Genomic DNA, 17,171 nt, shown 5'->3' with positions numbered 1-17,171 from the left:
TCACGTCCTTCCAGAGAGACGGTCCGCCCACCAGGGGGCCGGATCGACGGGTTTTCCATCCTTGCGAAACTCTACATAGAGTTCCGGCGTACTGTTTTCATCCAACGAAGCCGTGGCGCTTGCCACCCTTGCCTCGCCCATCGCGCCGATTGGTTCTCCCGCGAGCACGGACTGGCCCGACGCGACATTCAATGTGGTCATTCCCGCCAACACGACATGATAGCCGTCGCCGGCATCAAGGATCAAGAGTTGACCGTAAGAACGGAACGGCCCCGCATATAAAATTTTCCCATCCGCTGGCGCGGTAACGATGGCGCTCGATTGTGTCGCAACCATGTCGCCAAGCATGGCCGCGCCATTGCCGTCGCTAGCGCCGAAGCGGCGCTTTATCTTGCCTGTCACCGGCAAGGAAACCTGCCCTTTAAGGGCCGCAAACGGCGCAGAAGCGGCAAGGCGGTTGGCTTCCGGCACGGGCAACGAGGCCAGTTCGGCCTTGGCGGCGTCACGTTCCTGGTCGGTCGTCGCCTCGGCCTGGGCTTTCTCGGCGGCAGCCCTTGCCGCATCGTCCGCCTTGCGCCTTCGCTCGGCCTCGCCGTCAAGCGAGGCGATCAATTCTTTGAGACTTCTGGCCTTGGCCGCGAGATCTTGCGACCTCTGCTTCTCTTCGGCCAGCGCCGATTCGGTATCGGCCTCCAGTTTCCGCTTGGCGGCGAGCAGCATGGTCAGGCGCTGCTTTTCCGCCACCTGTTCGCCGACCGTCGTGGTCAGCCTGAGGCGCTCGGCCTCGATGGAAGCCGTGACCTTGGACAATTCCTTGAGGTCCGAAACCAGGATTTCGGTCTGTGCCCGCAATTCCGGAACGACCGCGCCCAGCAGGATGGCGCTGCGCACCGACGAAAGCGCGTCCTCGGGCTTCACCAGGATCGCCGGCGGCGGATTGAGGCCCATGCGCTGCAGCGCGCCCAGCACTTCGGCCAGCACGTCGCGGCGCTTGGCCAGCGAGGCGCGGATGATCGCCTCCTTGCCCTTCAACCCTTCCAGTTTGCCGGCGATTTCCTCGATGTCCTGGCCGATCTTCTGCTCGGTCTTGGCGGACTGGATCAGGGCGGCCGTGATCGACGCATGGTCCTTCTTGACCGTGGCGATGTCGGCGGCAAGCCTGGCCATCCGCTCCGCCGACAGGGTAATCTCGTGCGAGACGCTTTCGTACTCCGTCCGGCTCCGGTCGGGGTCCGGGGCGGCATCGGACGCATCCTGCGCCTGTACAGGGCCTACAACTACATGGCCCACAAAAAGCAGGGACGCCGCCGCAATAACGCAGCCGCGCCAAAAGCCCACACTGGATTTTCCGTCTTCAGACATTCGAGGCCGACTGTATTGGCTGCACCGTTAACGAACCATCAACCATGTTCGCCAAGCCCGGTCGTTCAGCGGTTATGCGCGCCATTGGGGCGAAAATCCGGGCGTCGGGACCAATCGCAAGAAAATCACGATCGATGGTAGGGATGCCCGGCAAGGATCGTCGTCACCCGGTAAAGCTGCTCGGCCAGCATCACCCGCACCAATTGGTGCGGCCAGGTCAGCGCGCCGAAGGACAGCACCAGTTCCGCCTGGTCGCGCAGCGACGCGTCATGGCCATCCGCACCGCCAATCGCCACCAGCATCGCCTTGCGGCCACTGTCGCGCAACAGCCCGATGCGCCCCGCCAGTTCTTCCGATGGCAAGTTCTTGCCGCGCTCGTCGAGCAGCACCAGCGCCGTACCGGCCTGGAGATGCGCTTGCAGACGCTGCCCCTCCTCGCGGCGGCGCTCGGTCGCGGTCTGGGCACGGCTTTCCACGATTTCCGTTATGCCGGAGAATTCGATCCCGACCGCCGGGCCGCTCTTTGCCAGGCGGTCGAAATAGCGGTCCGCCAATTCCCGCTCGGGGCCAGCCTTCAGCCGGCCCACGGCATGGACGATCAACTTCATACCGGCCCTGCCGAGACGCTGCGGCTTGTCAGTGCAGCGTCTCTTCCTCGAGATCCGGCGTCTGCCACATCTTTTCCAGATTGTAGAAGTCGCGAACCTCGGGCCTGAAGATATGGACGATGATGTCGCCCGAATCGATCAGCACCCAGTCGGCGCCGGCCAGACCCTCGACGCGCGCGGTGCCCAAACCGGCCTCCTTCAGCGCCTTGAGGAGATGATCGGCGACAGCCGCGACATGACGGTGCGACCGGCCCGACGCGATGACCATATAGTCGCCGAGGCTCGATTTTCCCTGGATGTCGATGGAGACGATGTTTTCGGCCTTGGAGTCCTCGAGACTGGCAAGAACCACATTGATGGCGCGGGAAGCGGCGTCGTTTACGCTGATCCCGGCCGGTGAAGGCATGATGTCGGCCTTCTTCCGAAGTGCTGTTCTCAGTGTCTTTCCTTTCGCATCAAGAACAACCAGATCACCATGAAAGGCGGTGATACGCTCTAAATAGGCAGAGTCGCGTTGCAGTTTCAAGACAGGCTCTGCCATTAACGAAACCCACGGCCGCCACCTCTAACGCCTTCGTAGGAAGGGCGACGGCCGCATGGCCTTGGAAAACCTCACAGATTGACGCCCGGTCAGTTTCGCCATCGACTCAGGCGGCATTCGCCCGGCGCGGCAATTTCCAGTCGGGGCGCACGAAATGGCAGGTGTAGCCGTCGGGAATGCGCTCGAGATAATCCTGGTGCTCCGGTTCGGCTTCCCAGAAATCGCTGACCGGCGTCACTTCCGTCACCACCTTGCCGGGCCACAGCCCGGACGCGTCGACATCGGCGATGGTGTCCAGCGCCACCCGCTTCTGTTCCTCATCGGTATAGAAGATCGCGGAACGATAGCTTGCACCCCTGTCGTTGCCCTGCCGGTTCGGCGTCGACGGGTCGTGGATCTGGAAGAAGAATTCCAGCAGCGTGCGGAAGCTGGTCTTTTCCGGATTGAAGACGATCTCGATGGCCTCGGCATGGCTACCGTGATTGCGATAGGTCGCATTCGGCACGTCGCCGCCGCTATAGCCGACGCGCGTGGAAATCACACCCGGCATGCGGCGCACCAGATCCTGCATGCCCCAGAAACAGCCGCCGGCCAGAACCGCGCGTTCCTCACTCATGATACCACCTCCACCTGATCGACATAATCCGCGTAGCCTTCGGCTTCCATCGCCTCAAGCGGAACGAAGCGCAGCGAGGCCGAATTGATGCAATAGCGCAGCCCGCCTCTGTCCTGCGGGCCATCGGGAAAGACATGGCCCAAATGGCTGTCGCCATGGGCAGAACGCACTTCGGTGCGCACCATGCCCAGCGTGGCGTCGGTCAGTTCGCTAACATGGGCCGGCTCGATCGGCTTGGTGAAGCTCGGCCAGCCGCAATGGGATTCGAACTTGTCGGCCGATGCGAACAGCGGCTCGCCTGATACGATGTCGACATAGATGCCCGGCTTTTCGTTGTTCAGATATTCGCCGGTTCCCGGCCGCTCGGTGCCGTTCTGCTGGGTGACGCGATATTGTTCGGGTGAAAGGGCGGAAACGGCTTCCGCCGTCTTGCGGTAGTCGGCCATACTTGTCTCCATCGGCGTTTGATTTCCCCTAAAATGGGTATTCCATGGCCGCGTGTCCACCCTATTTGAACGGCGTACGCCCTGCCCGGTCCGGCCTCCCGGTGCGACAGCGGCGCAGGTCAAGATTTCCGCGCCGTGCCCGTTCCGGCATTGACAAGACAGTGATCGTCCTCCACCTCATGGCCGAACGCGTACAGGCGGCCCCTGCGCCGACAGGCGCGGCGCTTCGCAACCAGTATGAGGCGACGACCGGCATGACCGGATATTTTTCCTCCCCCTTCCCGCGCCGGACCTCGGTCGGCGTCGATGTCGGCGGCGTCCTGGTCGGCGGCGGCGCGCCGGTCGTGGTGCAGTCCATGACCAATACCGACACCGCCGATATCGACCGAACCGTAGCCCAGGTCGCGGCGCTTCACCGCGCCGGCTCGGAAATCGTGCGCATTACCGTCGATCGCGACGAGAGTGCCGCTGCCGTGCCGAAAATCCGCGAACGGCTTCAACGGCTCAACATCGATGTGCCGCTGGTCGGCGACTTCCACTATATCGGCCACAAGCTGCTTGCCGACCATCCGGCCTGCGCCGAGGCCCTGGCCAAATACCGCATCAATCCGGGCAATGTCGGCTTCAAGGACAAGCGCGACCGGCAATTTTCCGACATCGTCGAAATGGCGATCCGGCATGACAAGCCGGTGCGCATCGGCGTCAACTGGGGCTCGCTCGACCAGGAGCTGCTGACCCGGTTGATGGACCAGAACCAGGAACGAGGCTTTCCGCTGACCGCCCAACAGGTAATGCGCGAGGCCATCGTGCAGTCGGCCATTCTCTCGGCCGAAATGGCGGAAGAAATCGGCCTCGCGCGTGAAAAAATAATCCTGTCCGCCAAGGTCAGCGGCGTACAGGACCTGATCGCCGTTTATACCGAGCTTGCGACGCGCTCCAACCATGCGCTGCATCTCGGCCTCACCGAAGCCGGCATGGGCTCGAAGGGCATCGTCGCCTCGTCCGCCGCCATGGGCATCTTGCTGCAGCAGGGCATCGGCGACACCATCCGCATCTCGCTGACGCCGGAGCCGAACGGCGACCGCACCCGCGAAGTGCAGGTTTCGCAGGAATTGTTGCAGACCATGGGTTTCCGGCAGTTCGTGCCGATCGTCGCGGCCTGCCCCGGCTGCGGCCGCACCACCTCGACCGTGTTCCAGGAACTGGCGCAGAACATCCAGGAAGATTTGCGCAAGAACATGCCGGTGTGGCGCGAAAAATATCCCGGCGTGGAAAACCTCAAGGTCGCGGTCATGGGCTGCATCGTCAACGGCCCCGGCGAGTCCAAGCACGCCGATATCGGCATTTCACTGCCCGGCACCGGCGAGACGCCGACGGCTCCCGTATTCGTCGACGGCAAGAAGGCGGCAACGCTGCGCGGCCCCAACATCGCCAAAGATTTCGAAAAAATGGTCGCCGCCTATATCGAGCAGCGCTTCGGGCAAGGCGGCCAAGCCGCCGCCGAATAGCGCATGCGGGGCCGGTTCGCTGCCTGCGTGCTTGCTGTCTGCACGATCTGGGCCAGCGTCGCAGTTGCCGGCCCCTCGCTGACCGAACGCCAGAAACTGGTCGGCCGCGCCTGCGACCTGATCGAGGCGCAGGCGCAACAAAACGGCCTGTCCAGGGATTTCTTCGCCCGGCTGATCTGGAAGGAAAGCCGCTTCGACCCCAATGCGGTCAGCCCCGTCGGTGCGGAGGGCATTGCGCAATTCATGCCCGGCACGGCCAAAATGCGCGGCCTGGCCAATTCATTCGACATCGAGCAGGCGATCCCTGCATCGGCCCGCTACCTTGGCGAACTGAAAACCGGCTTCGGCAATCTCGGCCTGGCGGCAGCCGCCTACAATGCCGGCGAAAGCCGGGTTTCGCGCTGGCTGGCAAGCGGCGGCTTCCTGCCGCTGGAAACCGAGGACTATGTGCTCGACGTGATGGGCGAGCCGGCCGACAATTTCACCGACCGCGCTCATATGGGCACCATCCGCCCGCTCGATGCGAAGAAGACGTTTTCGGTAGCCTGCCGCAGCCTGCCGACGATCATGTCGCAAACGGTGGCAATGGCCAATATCAACATCAAGCCTTGGGGCGTGCAGGTGGCCGGCAATTTCCGGCGATCAGCGGCGATCAGGCAATGGCAGCGCGTGCAGGGCCGGTTCCACGCGTTACTCGGCGCGTACGAGCCGGTGGTAAGCCGCGTGCGCACGCCGATCGGCCGGCGCGGCGTCTATGCGGTGCGTATCGGGGTCGACAGCCGCGCGGGTGCCGGCGACATCTGCCAGAAGTTGCGCAGCATAGGCGGGGCCTGCGTGGTGATGCGCAACCGGTAAGGAGGCCTTATGGATCACGAGCAATTGCACCCCGACAAGCTCTATCACGATGCCGAACTCGTCGACTTCTACGATCTGGAAAACGAGGGCGGCGCGGATTTCGAATATTGCGTGGCCCTGGCGAAAGAGGCCGGCTCCGTGCTCGACCTTGGTTGCGGTACCGGCCTGCTCGCTGCCGCGCTGGCTAAGGGACGGCAGGTTACCGGCGTGGATCCCGCCCCCGCGATGCTGGATGTGGCGCGAAAGCGGCCCGGAACGGTCGAGTGGATCGAGGCCGATGCGCGCAGCGTGCGGCTTGGCCGCACCTTCGATCTCGTCGTGCTGACCGGCCACGCCTTCCAGGTTTTCCTGACGAAAAAGGACCGCCGATCGGTGCTGGAGACGATTGCCCTGCACCTTTCCCCCGATGGCCGCTTCATTTTCGACACGCGCAATCCAGCGCAACAGGAATGGCTGGAATGGACGCCGGCACAATCGCAACGCCGGCTGCATCACCCGCGCCATGGCGATGTGAGGGCATGGAACGACGTGCGCCGCGCCAGCGCGGAAGCTGTCACCTACTGGACATTTTACGAGATCGCCGACGCCCGGCGGACGCTCTCGGCTCAATCGCAGATTGCGTTTCCAGCCAAGGCTGGGCTGGAAGGGCGACTGGCGCGGCGCGCCCTATGCCGACACGTCGCCCGAGATTATCCCGATCGGGCGGCTCGCCTGAGTAGAGCATCGGACCGAAAAGTGGTTACCGGTTTTCGGATTATTCCGATGCTCAGTCAAGCGTTACAGCCCCGATCATGCTCGAATGAAACTTCAGGCGATCTTCGCCATCCCCGCCTCGCCGAGCCAGGTGCCGATCTTGGCGCCGAGACGGTCGGGCGACACCGGCTTGGGCAAATAATCGTCCATGCCGGCCTCGATGCACTTGTCGCGGTCGCCCTTCAGCGCATGCGCCGTCACGCCGATGATCGGGATACGCCTGCCGCCCCCCGCCTCGTCGGCGCGAATGGCGCGGGTGGCCTCGTAGCCGTTCATTTCCGGCATCGAGACGTCCATCAGGATCAGCTTGGGCGCCAGCGCCCGATACATCTCGACCAGAGTGCGGCCGTTCCCCGCGATCCGGTAGCTCAGCCCGAGGCCGCTCAGGATCTGGCCGAAGACGAGTTGGTTGATCTCGTTGTCCTCGGCGATGAGGATATCGACCGGCCCATTTGCGCTTAGCGGCGATGCGTCGGGAACCGGCTGCGGCGCCGAGCGAATGACGGTAAAGGCCGGGATTGCCGGTTTCGGACTGGCCGCCGGCTCGCGCACGAAGTGCGCCTTGCCGATCTGGGCGCGTGCCTTCTGGATGGACGAAATGACCGTGCCGAGCAGCACGGCCGAGCGTGCCGGCTTGGTCAGATAGGCGGCGATGCCGAAATCCACGATCAGCTTGCCGAAATCGACCTGGTCGACCGAGGTCAGCAGCACCACCGGGATGGCCGACAGCCTGCTGTCGCCGCTGATCGCCTTGGCGACATCGGCGCCGTTCATTCCCGGCATCTGGTAGTCTAGGATGATGCAATCGACCGACGCCCCGAGTTCGACGGCCCGGTGCAGGAAGGCAAGCCCGACCGCGCCGCTTTCGGCGGCGGCGCAATCGAAACCCCAGCCGCGCAACTGTTCGAGCAGGATGTTGCGGTTGACGGGATTGTCGTCGATGACCAGCACCCGCGCGCCGGTCACGTCCACCGGCACGATCTCATCGCGTACCTGCTTTTTATCGACAGCCAGGGACAGGGTGAACCAGAAGACCGATCCGCGCCCGATTTCGCTCTCGACGCCGATCTTGCCGCCCATCAGATCGATCAGCCGGGCGCTGATGGCGAGGCCGAGGCCCGTGCCTTCGTGGCGGCGCGTGGAGGAACCGTCCACCTGCGCGAATTTCTCGAACACGCTGTGCAGCTTTTCGGCCGGGATGCCGATGCCCGTATCCTCGACCCTTACCTTCATCTGGATCGCGCCATCGACGACTTCGCCGCTTACGTCGATCAGCACATGGCCCTTTTCGGTGAACTTGACGGCATTGCCGAGCAGGTTGGTGATGATTTGCCGGAAGCGCCCGGCATCGCCGACCACGAAGGCGGGAAGATGCGGATCGACGCGAACGATGAGTTCGAGGTTCTTTTCCGCCACGCGGGCCGAGACAAGGGTGGCGACATCCTCGACCGCTTCCACCAGGCAGAACGGCCCCGGATCGAGCGTAAGCTGGCCGGCATTGATCTTGGAGAAGTCGAGAATGTCGTTGATGATCGTCAAAAGCGCATTGCCCGACTTGACGATGACATCGGTGAACGTCTTTTGCCTCGAATTCAGCTCGGTCTTGGCGAGCAGTTCGGCCATGCCGAGAACGCCGTTCATCGGCGTCCTGATCTCATGGCTCATATTGGCCAGGAATTCCGACTTGGCGCGGTCGGCCGCTTCGGCCTTGAACAACGATTCGGCGGATTCGGCGAAGGCGCGGCGGATCGCCATTTCCATCGGCCTGAATATCCACAGCGCAACGATTGCCAGCGCAAACGCCAGCACCAGCGTTCCCCAAGCCAGAAGCCTGTCGCTATGCGCATCGGCAAGACGCCGCTCGTTGTCGATGGCGGTCCGGGCGCGGATCAGCATCGGCTGGGCGAAAAGGCTGTTCTGGTTGCTGATATCGTGGGCATGGAAATCGACAACGCTGCCTGCCGACGCCATCAGATTGAGGTTTCGCACCATGTCGCGCGCCGACCACAGCAAATAGCCGTTGACCGAGGCGGATGTCAGTTCGCTGGTCGTGCTCTTGTCGAGCCGTGGATTGATGGCATGGAGTTGGTCCGACAGGATTTGTATATCCTCGACCAGGCGGTCGGCGTGAGCCGTCGCGGATTTGGCCAGTTCTTCACTTGTATCGGCCCGCCATGAAGTAGAGGCGGATTCGGCGAAATTGGACGCCTCGTTGAGATCCCCGGAGAATTTCACCATGTGGCCGCCCAACCGATCGACCTGATGACGGTACGAACTCGCCTGATTGAGCAGGAAGATGCCGGCGGCAACCGACAGCGCAAGGATCAGAAGACCCGATACATACCTTATCCGGATGGACCGGATTAACGAAGAATATTCCCGCATGCGCAACCCCAAACCCATACGCACCATTTTTAATGGCCGGGATTACGCTCTATTAGGGTTAAAATTTGGTTCTGTTGGTCGCTTTACTTGATCCGCCGCTTATTTAGAGGCTGTTTGAAGATCAACTGGCGCGGGTGGCGATGAAGACCGCAGCCGCGTTCAAAAGCGCGGCCTTTTCGCCGTAAGGCTCAAGCAGACCGTGCGCCTGGCCGACGAGGCCCTGAAGCTGCTGCCGCGCCCAGGCAACGCCGTGCAGCGCCACAAGCGTGGCTTTTCCGGCGGCTTCATCCTTGCCGGTTGCCTTGCCCATCTGCCCGGCATCGGCGGTAACGTCGAGCAGGTCGTCGGCGAGTTGAAAGGCAAGACCGATCGCCGAGCCGAATTCCGCCAGCCTTTCGCGGTCTGCCGCCGGCGCGCCGGCAAGGATCGGCCCTGCCTCGCAGGCAAAGCGGATCAAGGCGCCGGTCTTCATCGCCTGCAGCATGATGATGCCGCCCTCGTCGGGCCTGTTGCGCTCGGCGTCGAGATCGAGCATCTGCCCTCCCGCCATGCCGCCGGCGCCCGCCGCGCGGGCAAGCGCCGAGACCAGCGCTATCCTGCGCTCGGGCGCAAGCATCGTGGCGTCGTCGGCCAGGATATCGAATGCCAGCGTCAGCAGCGCGTCCCCGGCCAGGATCGCGCTCGCCTCGCCAAAGGCCTTGTGCACCGTGGGTTGTCCCCGCCGCAGATCGTCATCGTCCATGGCCGGCAAATCGTCGTGGATCAGCGAATAGCAATGCACGCATTCGAGCGCGGCCGCGACCCGCAACGCGCCGTCGCCATCGCCATCGCCATCGCTTGAAAACAGCGCAGCGCTTTCCAGCACCAGAAAGGGCCGCAGGCGCTTGCCGCCATTGAGGACGCCATGGCGCATGGCCGCCATCAGGCCGGCCGGGCGGGCGATCTCGCCCGAAAGCGGCCGATCTTCGAGCAGTTGCCGCAACACAGCATCCACCGCCTGCCCGCGCACGGCAAGCGCTGCCTCCAATGCCATCTGGTCGCCTATCGTCATGGCGGCGAGCGGTAGCCGACACTCAGGCGTTGCGCAAGAAGCCAAGCACCATTATGCCGGAAGCGGGGATACGGAAGGCGGGCGGCGTGGCGGAACCGATCATTGATCCCGAAATCGAATGGCCCGGGACCGAGAGGCTCGAGTCCGCAAGGCCAGAAATTGAACGGCCCGAATCCGAAAGGCTTGAAATGTCGGCACGGCCAAGACGGGGGAACCGCGCCCGACGAAAGGGCTGGGTCCGGCGCGGCATTCTGGGCGTCGTCGCCGTGGCGGTCCTGCCGCTGGCATTGACGCTGCTTTACCTGCCGTCCTTCGTCCACCCCGTCTCCACGCTGATGCTGAAGGATCTGGCGACATTCACGAGCTATGACCGGCGTTGGGTTTCGATCGACGACGTGGCGCCGGTTCTGGCGCATTCCGTCATCATGTCGGAAGACGGCCAGTTCTGCTTCCATCACGGCATCGACCTGCGTGAATTGAAGGGCGTGGTTGATGACGCGCTGCAGGGCGAGGCCACGCGCGGCGCTTCGACCATCACCATGCAGACGGTGAAGAACCTGTTCCTGTGGTCGCGGCCGCTGGCCAGCCTGCGCAAGTTGATCGAACTGCCGCTGGCCGTCTATTTCGATGCCGTCCTGCCGAAGCGGCGTATCATGGAAATCTACCTCAACATCGCCGAGTGGGGGCCCGGCATCTACGGGATCGAGGCCGCCGCCCAGCATCACTTCGGCATTTCCGCCAAAAAGCTGTCGCGGCGCCAAGCTGCCCTGCTTGCCGTTACCCTGCCCAATCCGATCGCCCGCAACCCCGCAAAGCCCGGCAAGGGATTGCGGCGGCTGGCGAACGTGATCGAACACCGCGCCGCTCGGTCCGGCGCCTATGTCGGCTGCCTCGATTGAGCCGGAACCGATGAAAAAATTATGCGGCGGCGCTGGCCAAAACCACGGAGGGCGTGTATAGGCACCCCACTTATCTCAGATTCCGGCCCCGGCAAGAGGCCCTTTCGAGGGCATGCGGGGCTTTTTGACCATGTAATGGAGCATATCCATGGCCGTACCGAAGCGAAAAACCTCTCCCTCCAAGCGCGGCATGCGCCGTTCGGCCGACGCGTTGAAGGCCCCGACCTATGTCGAGGACAAGAATTCCGGCGAAATGCGCCGCCCGCACCACATCGACCTGAAGACCGGCATGTATCGCGGCCGCCAGGTTCTGGAGCCGAAGGAAAGCTGAACCCGGCTTCCATCGGCGATACGTATCCGAATGACCGGCCCGCTGGCCGGTCTTTTCGCGTTTGCGGCGGCGTTTCCATCACCAGCGACGCCTGATCGGGCACTTGATCGGGCGGGCTACGCATTGAAGATACTTGACGCGAAACGCTTGCCGTCTTCTACAGGAGGCACGCAATGCGGAGATTTGAAATGCTCGGTGCCGTTCCCCTGCTGATCGTGCCCTTCATCCTCTACAATCTGGGGCTTGCGGGCTTTCTCGGCGTCGGCGCGGCCGGCGACCCCTGGGCAACGGTGATCTTCACCCTGGGCATGATGTCGGGCGGCGTCTTTTCCATGACGCTCGGCGATCTCATGGTGCTGATCGGGCTGGCCTTCTTCTTCGTGGAAATCCTGAAATCGACCCGCACCAGCAACGCCTCGGTGATGGACCACCTTCTCTCGACCTTCGTCTTCGTGGCCTATCTGGTCGAGTTCCTGTTGGTGAAGGGCGCGGCCCACTCCGTATTCTTCACGCTGACGATCATCGCGCTGATCGACGTTCTGGCCGGCTTTTCCGTCTCCATCCGCGCGGCCGGCCGCGACGTCAATCTCAGTTAGATTTTTCTTTATTTTTCCGCAATTCCGGACGGAAAACCGGCTTCCATTTTTCCTGGAATTGCTTAGCCCGCGTCGGGCGTAAAGCCTGCCGCCTGAATGCCGGCGATGGCGGCTGCCTCGTCATTGTCGGACGTGTCGCCCGAAATGCCGACCGCGCCGATGATCGCGCCCGATCCGTCCCGGACGAGCACGCCGCCTGGAACCGGCACGACGCGGCCATCGGAAACGCCCGACAGACCCTGCATGAAGTGAGGACGCTCCATCGCTGCCTTCGCGACCGTTCGCGAACCCGCATCCATCGCAAGCGCGCCAAAAGCCTTGCCGCTGCCGATCTGCAGGCGCAGGAACGAGGCCCCGTCCTGCCGCTGGAACGCAACCAGATGCCCGCCGGCATCCAGAACCGAAACACCAAGCGGCTTCAACTTTAGCTCGGCGGCCTTGGTGAAAGCGGCATCGATGATCTTGTTGGCTTTATCGAGTGGCAGGGCCGTCATGAATATCTCCAGTTACAAAAAGCACAATTTTCCGGCCTGCCGGGCAGATGACAATAGCGCCCCGCGTTGAAAGTGCTTCTTAGAGACCGTTTGGAAATTCTACCCTGACGGTCATCTGGCGCGGTTTTCTGCGCTTTCGGTGCTCACGTACCGGTGTACGCTCCGCTCCGGTTCTCGAAAACCACGCCATATGCCTCGGCAGGGCGAATTATCAAACGGTCTCTTAGTCGAAATGGCCTGTCAGGCAGGCTTCTTTTTCGCGCGCGGCTTCTTGACCGGCGCGGGCGGTGCGTTGGCAAGATCCTCGGCTTCCTTGGCGAGCCGCAAGGCCTTCAACTTGTCGGTCTTGATCTGGCGCGCCTTGCCCTCTGCGACATATTCCGCCATCGCCTTTTGCCGGACGGAGGCCTGCTCTTCCTGCTTCTTGAAGCGCAGGTCGGCACGGGCGCGCGCGGTGTCTTTGGAATTTTCCACCAAATGCTTATCCAATCGCGTGTGTATAACTTCGACCCTTAGTAGCAGACGCCGGCCTGAAATAGCGAACTAACTTGCCCGCGGCGGCCGCTTCCAGCGACAGTCAGGCTTCCCAGAACTGATCCAGCCACAGGTTGAGCTTCAGGAAGCCGCGATTGCTGACCGCATAGACGCGGCGCGTTCCCTCCGCCGTGGCGCTGACCAAGCCGGCTTCGAGCAACACCTTCAGGTGCTGGGAAACGGCCGGGCGCGATACCGGCAGGCCAGAGGCAAGCTCATTGACGGTCTTTGGCCCGCGTCGCAGTTCCTCAAGCAGGTAGCGCCTGTTGGGATCGGCTATGGCGGCAAACGCGTCGACTTGCATCATGCTTCATTTGTGGGGCAAAGCCGACCAAAGCTCAACCTTCGGTTTCATCTTTTCTACGCGGGTCGAGCCGGAGCGATTCCGGCGTGATCGACCGTTCGACCGGCAGCGTCTTGAACGCGTCGCGATCCTCGATGGGAACCGGCGCGCGGCGGCGCACGCGCAGCATGGTGTAGCCGGCAAGGCAAAGATGCGCGAAGGCGGTGGCCAGGAACAGGCTTTCGGGACGCATCCAGCCCATCAGGCCAGCCGCCAGCAACGGCCCGATCATGGTGCCGAAGCCGTAAAGCATGAGCAGCCCTCCCGAAACTTTTACGAAATCCTCGGCGTCGGCATGGTCGTTGGCATGCGCCACCGCGATCGAATAGAGCGTATAGGCGAACGCGCCATAGGCCGCCGTGAAGACGATGACGAAAGTGCCCGAACGCGGCTGGAACAGAAACAGCGCAAGGGCGAAAAGGGCTGCGCCGCCGGCCGCCCCCGCCAGCACGTAGCGGCGGTCGGTCCGGTCGGACAGCCGCCCTGCCGGCATCTGCATCGCAGCCCCGGCCACGACCACAAGCGACATCATCAGCGCGATCTGGGGCGTCGAGACGCCGATGCGCGCGCCATAAACCGCACCCAGCGTTCCCCATGCGCCGTTGGCGATGCCGATCAGCACGCAGGCGACGGCCGAAACCGGCGAATTGGCGTAAAGGCCCTTCAGGTCAAGCGAAACATCCTGCAGCGGCTTGGGATGCGACGCGCTCGAAACGGCGGTCGGGATCAGCGACAGGCAAAAGAAGATGCCGGTAATCATGAACAGCGACGCCGATTGCACATCGCCCGCCGCGACGATCATCTGCCCGGCCATGATCGAGGCATAGGTGACCATCATATACATGCCGAATACCGTGCCGCGCGTCTCGTTGGTCGCCTTTTCGTTCAGCCAGCTTTCGATGACCATGAAAGCGCCGGCCATGACGAAGCCGGTACAGGCGCGCAGCAGGATCCAGACAGTTTCATTGATGATGAGCCCGGTCAAAAGCGCAACGATCGCGGCTGACGCGGCAAACGTGCCGAAGGCCCGCACATGGCCGGCGCGCCGCACGATGCGGGGCGCAAAGAAGCAGCCGGCGACGAAGCCGCCGGCCCAGGCCGTGCCCATCAGGCCGAGCGACGCCGTGGAAAAGCCTTCCGCCTGCCCGCGCAACGGCATGAGCAGGCCGTGCAATCCCGATGCGGCAAGCAGGAACGCCGTTCCCCGCAGGAGAGACAGGATTGGTGTGTAGGCTGCAAACATCGGGCTGCTCGGGTCAAGAGTGGGCTTGGGTGTCGCAGAGATGCGTCGTTTCAGGCTTTTCGGCGGCGCTTGCCGTGTTTAGCCGCGTCTGAACAGGGCTTCCGCCTCCGATTTGGTCGCGTCCTTGGTCTTGAGTTCGGCCTCGAGCCTGGCTATTTCCTCACGCAGCAATCCTATCCGTTCCCGCAATTCGCTCTGCGCGAGAAGCGACAAATCCTGCCCGATTTCGTGCGGCTTGGGCTTTTTCCTGGGTTCGTCGTCGAAGATCGCCATTGCCGGTCCTCCGCATCGCGTCGAATAGTTTGCCTGATTTGCCAATCAGCATACATAGGGCAGCGGCAAGGATCAAAAGCAACAGAGCGGAGCGACCCGGTGAGCGCACGGCACACGATTCCAGACAAGATGAACGCGGTGGCGATCTCCACGCCCGGCGGGCCGATGGTGCTGAAGCCGGAGCGGCGCGCCGTGCCGCAGCCAGCCCCCGGCGAAATCCTGATCCGCGTCCATGCAGCCGGCGTGAACCGGCCCGACGTGCTGCAACGCAAGGGCGCCTATCCGCCGCCCATAGGCGCGTCCGACCTGCCCGGCCTCGAAGTAGCCGGCGAAGTGGCGGCCCTTGGCGAAGGCGCGGCGCGCTGGGCCGTCGGCGACCGCGTCTGCGCGCTGACGCCGGGCGGCGGCTATGCCGAATATGTCACAGTGCATGCCAGCAACGCGCTGCCGCTGCCTGCCGGCTTTACCTACACGGAAGCGGCCGCCGTGCCCGAAACCTACTTCACCGTCTGGCACAATGTGTTCGAGCGCGGCGCCTTGAAGGCCGGCGAGGTGCTTTTGGTCCATGGCGGCTCGTCCGGCATCGGCACGACCGCGATCCAGCTTGCATCGGCCTTCGGCGCCACCGTCATCGCCACCGCCGGCTCGGCGGAAAAATGCGAAGCCTGCGTAAGGCTCGGCGCATCGTGCGCGATAAACTACCGCGACGAGGATTTCGTGGCCGTGGTCAAAGAGGCGACCGGCGGCGCGGGCGCCAACGTCATCCTCGACATGGTCGGCGGGGCCTATGTCGGCCGCAACTACGACGCCGCCGCCGTCGAAGGCCGCATCGTCCAGATCGCCACGCAGGGCGGAGCCGTGGCCAGCGCCGATTTTTCCAAGCTCATGATCAAGCGGCTGGTCCATACCGGCTCGACGCTGCGGCCGCGCACGGTCGAATTCAAGGGATCGGTCGCCGCCGGCCTCGAAAGCCAGGTGTGGCCGCTGCTGGCAACCCGCCGCGTCGCCCCGGTGATGGACATGATCTTCCCGCTCAACGACGCATGGCGGGCGCACGAGCGCATGGAAGAGGGCGAACATATCGGCAAGATCGTGCTGGACGTCGGCTGAAAAGGCGGCCGCCGCCATTTTAAGCATGCGTTAATGTTGCAATGCAGCATTTGCATTGCCGCCATGCAAAATCATGCATTTATTTCGGGAACCGAAAGAACTATCTACCTCCCATCAGATTGAACAACCCCCGATGGAGGAAATCATGAACCCGATCCGCTCTTTCCGTAACTGGCGCATGTACAACGAGACCGTGCGCGAACTGAACCGCCTCAACACCCGCGAGCTGAACGACCTCGGCATCAATCGCGCCGACATCCAGAAGATCGCCCGCGCTTCGATCTAATCTGAAGCCTGGCCCCGCAAAGCGCATCCGCGCCCGAGGCCAGGCAACAAAGTAGAGCCGAACAGCACAGCATTCCGTGTTCGGTTCCGAACCAGCCAGACCCTGTCCGGCGGGTTTGTTCTTTTTGGCGGCAAAACGCCGCCATGGATGCCATAGCCACCGGCAATCGGCCGGCAGCGGTCTGAACAGAAAAACACCATGATGTTCCGGCGAAAATCATCTCGCCGGAACGGGCAAGGCCTGCCCTGTCAGCCGGTCCGTTCAGTGAGCGGTCGGCTGCGCTTTCAGCTTTTCAATCTCGTCCTTGAGTGCCAGCTTGCGTCGCTTGAGATCCACGATCTGAAGATCGTCGACAGAGGGATGGGTCATCGCGTTGTCGATTTCACGCTCGATATCGCCGTGTTTTCTGTGCAACTCGTCAAGATGGTTAGCAAGAGACATGATTGGTGCTCCCTTTCATGATTTCCTCGACTGCTGCCGTCAGGACGTCCACCGCAGGCAAGTCTGTGACGGCACGATGACAGTGTGCCACCAACAGACTCTCATGTCGAATGCCCACTCTCGCATTTCCCGATAAAGTGAAACGTGCTAGAAGCACTCTACCGGCTCGTATTGCGCAGCCGGTCCCGCCCGATTGCCCATCGCTGGGCGCAGCACACACGCAGATGGAACGATGCCCGATCAGGAACAGGCCGATACCCGCCTAGAGTTTGCTCGATTGAAGCAGGAGCATGCGGATTTCGACGCCGCCATCAACGCGATGATTGCCATGGGCTGCGATCCGCTCCAGATTCAGCGAATGAAGAAGAAGAAATTGTTCCTCAAGGACAGGCTGATGGCGCTGGAAGACAGGATCATCCCCGACATCATCGCCTGACCGGGTCGCAACACCCGCTGCTTGCGGCTTTCCGTCAATTCCGCTACGTCGTCGTTTTGC

21 protein-coding genes and 1 pseudogene are annotated in these 17,171 nt (G+C 62.8%); 9 read left to right on the top strand and 13 right to left on the bottom strand.

Annotated features, from left to right (window positions below; genetic code table 11):
* The 5 genes from ACX3P1_RS09240 to msrB all read right to left on the bottom strand — a co-directional run bounded on the left by ACX3P1_RS09240 (position 1) and on the right by msrB (position 3,573).
* Positions 1-1,362 (bottom strand): murein hydrolase activator EnvC family protein, encoded by a 1,362-nt coding sequence (locus ACX3P1_RS09240; protein ID WP_459079276.1) that lies wholly within the window; start codon positions 1,360-1,362, stop codon positions 1-3.
* A gap of 125 nt (positions 1,363-1,487) precedes the next feature.
* Positions 1,488-1,970 carry a 23S rRNA (pseudouridine(1915)-N(3))-methyltransferase RlmH gene (gene rlmH / locus ACX3P1_RS09235; protein WP_459079275.1) on the bottom strand — a complete coding sequence of 161 codons (483 nt, stop codon included), beginning with the start codon at positions 1,968-1,970 and terminating at the stop codon, positions 1,488-1,490.
* A gap of 28 nt (positions 1,971-1,998) precedes the next feature.
* Positions 1,999-2,376, bottom strand: coding sequence for a ribosome silencing factor (gene rsfS, locus ACX3P1_RS09230; RefSeq protein ID WP_459079274.1), 378 nt, complete (start codon positions 2,374-2,376; stop codon positions 1,999-2,001).
* A 241-nt stretch (positions 2,377-2,617) separates the two neighbouring features.
* Positions 2,618-3,127 carry a peptide-methionine (S)-S-oxide reductase MsrA gene (gene msrA / locus ACX3P1_RS09225; protein WP_459079273.1) on the bottom strand — a complete coding sequence of 170 codons (510 nt, stop codon included), beginning with the start codon at positions 3,125-3,127 and terminating at the stop codon, positions 2,618-2,620.
* Positions 3,124-3,573, bottom strand: coding sequence for a peptide-methionine (R)-S-oxide reductase MsrB (msrB, locus tag ACX3P1_RS09220; protein ID WP_459079272.1), 450 nt, complete (start codon positions 3,571-3,573; stop codon positions 3,124-3,126). The genes msrA and msrB overlap by 4 nt, the downstream gene beginning before the upstream one ends.
* A gap of 254 nt (positions 3,574-3,827) precedes the next feature.
* Between msrB and ispG the strand changes: the two genes are divergently transcribed.
* From ispG to ACX3P1_RS09205, 3 genes and pseudogenes are all read left to right on the top strand, one after another.
* On the top strand, positions 3,828-5,081 hold the full coding sequence (gene ispG, locus ACX3P1_RS09215; RefSeq protein WP_459079447.1) for a flavodoxin-dependent (E)-4-hydroxy-3-methylbut-2-enyl-diphosphate synthase: 1,254 nt from the start codon (positions 3,828-3,830) through the stop codon (positions 5,079-5,081).
* A gap of 3 nt (positions 5,082-5,084) precedes the next feature.
* Positions 5,085-5,936, top strand: a complete 852-nt coding sequence (locus ACX3P1_RS09210) for a transglycosylase SLT domain-containing protein (protein ID WP_459079271.1) — start codon at positions 5,085-5,087, stop codon at positions 5,934-5,936.
* A gap of 9 nt (positions 5,937-5,945) precedes the next feature.
* Positions 5,946-6,359, top strand: a pseudogene (locus tag ACX3P1_RS09205) (class I SAM-dependent methyltransferase); the annotation flags it as partial.
* Between the two features lie 384 nt (positions 6,360-6,743).
* On the opposite strand, the gene ACX3P1_RS09200 reads toward ACX3P1_RS09205, so the two are convergent.
* Both ACX3P1_RS09200 and ACX3P1_RS09195 read right to left on the bottom strand, forming a co-directional pair.
* Positions 6,744-9,074 carry a response regulator gene (locus ACX3P1_RS09200; RefSeq protein WP_459079270.1) on the bottom strand — a complete coding sequence of 777 codons (2,331 nt, stop codon included), beginning with the start codon at positions 9,072-9,074 and terminating at the stop codon, positions 6,744-6,746.
* A gap of 121 nt (positions 9,075-9,195) precedes the next feature.
* The gene (locus ACX3P1_RS09195; protein WP_459079269.1) at positions 9,196-10,125 is read right to left on the bottom strand and encodes a polyprenyl synthetase family protein; all 930 of its coding nucleotides are present in this window, start codon (positions 10,123-10,125) and stop codon (positions 9,196-9,198) included.
* 53 nt (positions 10,126-10,178) lie between these two features.
* On the opposite strand from ACX3P1_RS09195, the gene ACX3P1_RS09190 reads away from it, so the two are divergent.
* From ACX3P1_RS09190 to ACX3P1_RS09180, 3 genes are all read left to right on the top strand, one after another.
* Positions 10,179-11,024, top strand: coding sequence for a biosynthetic peptidoglycan transglycosylase (locus ACX3P1_RS09190; protein ID WP_459079446.1), 846 nt, complete (start codon positions 10,179-10,181; stop codon positions 11,022-11,024).
* Between the two features lie 148 nt (positions 11,025-11,172).
* Entirely contained in the window at positions 11,173-11,355 is a 183-nt protein-coding gene (rpmF, locus tag ACX3P1_RS09185) for a 50S ribosomal protein L32 (protein ID WP_006203806.1), read from the top strand.
* A gap of 188 nt (positions 11,356-11,543) precedes the next feature.
* On the top strand, positions 11,544-11,951 hold the full coding sequence (locus ACX3P1_RS09180) for a hypothetical protein (protein WP_459079445.1): 408 nt from the start codon (positions 11,544-11,546) through the stop codon (positions 11,949-11,951).
* Positions 11,952-12,013: 62 nt separating this feature from the next.
* Here the strand turns inward: ACX3P1_RS09180 and ACX3P1_RS09175 are convergent, their stop codons facing one another.
* From ACX3P1_RS09175 to ACX3P1_RS09155, 5 genes are all read right to left on the bottom strand, one after another.
* Entirely contained in the window at positions 12,014-12,445 is a 432-nt protein-coding gene (locus ACX3P1_RS09175; RefSeq protein WP_459079268.1) for a GlcG/HbpS family heme-binding protein, read from the bottom strand.
* Between the two features lie 240 nt (positions 12,446-12,685).
* Positions 12,686-12,919, bottom strand: coding sequence for a hypothetical protein (locus ACX3P1_RS09170; protein WP_459079267.1), 234 nt, complete (start codon positions 12,917-12,919; stop codon positions 12,686-12,688).
* 103 nt (positions 12,920-13,022) lie between these two features.
* On the bottom strand, positions 13,023-13,286 hold the full coding sequence (locus ACX3P1_RS09165; RefSeq protein WP_459079266.1) for an ArsR/SmtB family transcription factor: 264 nt from the start codon (positions 13,284-13,286) through the stop codon (positions 13,023-13,025).
* Between the two features lie 31 nt (positions 13,287-13,317).
* Entirely contained in the window at positions 13,318-14,565 is a 1,248-nt protein-coding gene (locus tag ACX3P1_RS09160; RefSeq protein WP_459079265.1) for an MFS transporter, read from the bottom strand.
* Between the two features lie 78 nt (positions 14,566-14,643).
* The gene (locus ACX3P1_RS09155; protein WP_459079264.1) at positions 14,644-14,838 is read right to left on the bottom strand and encodes a DUF1192 domain-containing protein; all 195 of its coding nucleotides are present in this window, start codon (positions 14,836-14,838) and stop codon (positions 14,644-14,646) included.
* 129 nt (positions 14,839-14,967) lie between these two features.
* Here ACX3P1_RS09155 and ACX3P1_RS09150 point away from each other — a divergent pair, with 129 nt between their 5' ends.
* Both ACX3P1_RS09150 and ACX3P1_RS09145 read left to right on the top strand, forming a co-directional pair.
* Entirely contained in the window at positions 14,968-15,948 is a 981-nt protein-coding gene (locus ACX3P1_RS09150; RefSeq protein WP_459079444.1) for an NAD(P)H-quinone oxidoreductase, read from the top strand.
* Positions 15,949-16,093: 145 nt separating this feature from the next.
* Positions 16,094-16,234, top strand: a complete 141-nt coding sequence (locus tag ACX3P1_RS09145; protein WP_459079263.1) for a DUF1127 domain-containing protein — start codon at positions 16,094-16,096, stop codon at positions 16,232-16,234.
* Positions 16,235-16,495: 261 nt separating this feature from the next.
* On the opposite strand, the gene ACX3P1_RS09140 is transcribed toward ACX3P1_RS09145, so the two are convergent.
* Positions 16,496-16,675, bottom strand: coding sequence for a YdcH family protein (locus ACX3P1_RS09140; protein ID WP_459079262.1), 180 nt, complete (start codon positions 16,673-16,675; stop codon positions 16,496-16,498).
* A gap of 232 nt (positions 16,676-16,907) precedes the next feature.
* Here ACX3P1_RS09140 and ACX3P1_RS09135 point away from each other — a divergent pair, with 232 nt between their 5' ends.
* Positions 16,908-17,111, top strand: a complete 204-nt coding sequence (locus ACX3P1_RS09135; RefSeq protein WP_459079261.1) for a YdcH family protein — start codon at positions 16,908-16,910, stop codon at positions 17,109-17,111.
* Positions 17,112-17,171: the final 60 nt, after the last annotated feature.

This window comes from Mesorhizobium sp. A623, from assembly GCF_054489405.1.
Note: the sequence above shows the minus strand (reverse complement) of the source record. Positions and strands in the feature narration are given on the sequence as shown.

Excerpts from the sequence above, each read along its gene's own strand:
- ACX3P1_RS09240 (WP_459079276.1), bottom strand. The coding sequence starts at position 1,362 with ATGTCTGAAGACGGAAAATCCAGTGTGGGCTTTTGGCGCGGCTGCGTT.
- rlmH (WP_459079275.1), bottom strand. The coding sequence starts at position 1,970 with ATGAAGTTGATCGTCCATGCCGTGGGCCGGCTGAAGGCTGGCCCCGAG.
- rsfS (WP_459079274.1), bottom strand. The coding sequence starts at position 2,376 with ATGCCTTCACCGGCCGGGATCAGCGTAAACGACGCCGCTTCCCGCGCC.
- msrA (WP_459079273.1), bottom strand. The coding sequence starts at position 3,127 with ATGAGTGAGGAACGCGCGGTTCTGGCCGGCGGCTGTTTCTGGGGCATG.
- msrB (WP_459079272.1), bottom strand. The coding sequence starts at position 3,573 with ATGGCCGACTACCGCAAGACGGCGGAAGCCGTTTCCGCCCTTTCACCC.
- ispG (WP_459079447.1), top strand. The coding sequence starts at position 3,828 with ATGACCGGATATTTTTCCTCCCCCTTCCCGCGCCGGACCTCGGTCGGC.
- ACX3P1_RS09210 (WP_459079271.1), top strand. The coding sequence starts at position 5,085 with ATGCGGGGCCGGTTCGCTGCCTGCGTGCTTGCTGTCTGCACGATCTGG.
- ACX3P1_RS09200 (WP_459079270.1), bottom strand. The coding sequence starts at position 9,074 with ATGCGGGAATATTCTTCGTTAATCCGGTCCATCCGGATAAGGTATGTA.
- ACX3P1_RS09195 (WP_459079269.1), bottom strand. The coding sequence starts at position 10,125 with ATGACGATAGGCGACCAGATGGCATTGGAGGCAGCGCTTGCCGTGCGC.
- ACX3P1_RS09190 (WP_459079446.1), top strand. The coding sequence starts at position 10,179 with ATGCCGGAAGCGGGGATACGGAAGGCGGGCGGCGTGGCGGAACCGATC.
- rpmF (WP_006203806.1), top strand. The coding sequence starts at position 11,173 with ATGGCCGTACCGAAGCGAAAAACCTCTCCCTCCAAGCGCGGCATGCGC.
- ACX3P1_RS09180 (WP_459079445.1), top strand. The coding sequence starts at position 11,544 with ATGCTCGGTGCCGTTCCCCTGCTGATCGTGCCCTTCATCCTCTACAAT.
- ACX3P1_RS09175 (WP_459079268.1), bottom strand. The coding sequence starts at position 12,445 with ATGACGGCCCTGCCACTCGATAAAGCCAACAAGATCATCGATGCCGCT.
- ACX3P1_RS09165 (WP_459079266.1), bottom strand. The coding sequence starts at position 13,286 with ATGATGCAAGTCGACGCGTTTGCCGCCATAGCCGATCCCAACAGGCGC.
- ACX3P1_RS09160 (WP_459079265.1), bottom strand. The coding sequence starts at position 14,565 with ATGTTTGCAGCCTACACACCAATCCTGTCTCTCCTGCGGGGAACGGCG.
- ACX3P1_RS09155 (WP_459079264.1), bottom strand. The coding sequence starts at position 14,838 with ATGGCGATCTTCGACGACGAACCCAGGAAAAAGCCCAAGCCGCACGAA.
- ACX3P1_RS09150 (WP_459079444.1), top strand. The coding sequence starts at position 14,968 with ATGAACGCGGTGGCGATCTCCACGCCCGGCGGGCCGATGGTGCTGAAG.
- ACX3P1_RS09145 (WP_459079263.1), top strand. The coding sequence starts at position 16,094 with ATGAACCCGATCCGCTCTTTCCGTAACTGGCGCATGTACAACGAGACC.
- ACX3P1_RS09140 (WP_459079262.1), bottom strand. The coding sequence starts at position 16,675 with ATGTCTCTTGCTAACCATCTTGACGAGTTGCACAGAAAACACGGCGAT.
- ACX3P1_RS09135 (WP_459079261.1), top strand. The coding sequence starts at position 16,908 with ATGCCCGATCAGGAACAGGCCGATACCCGCCTAGAGTTTGCTCGATTG.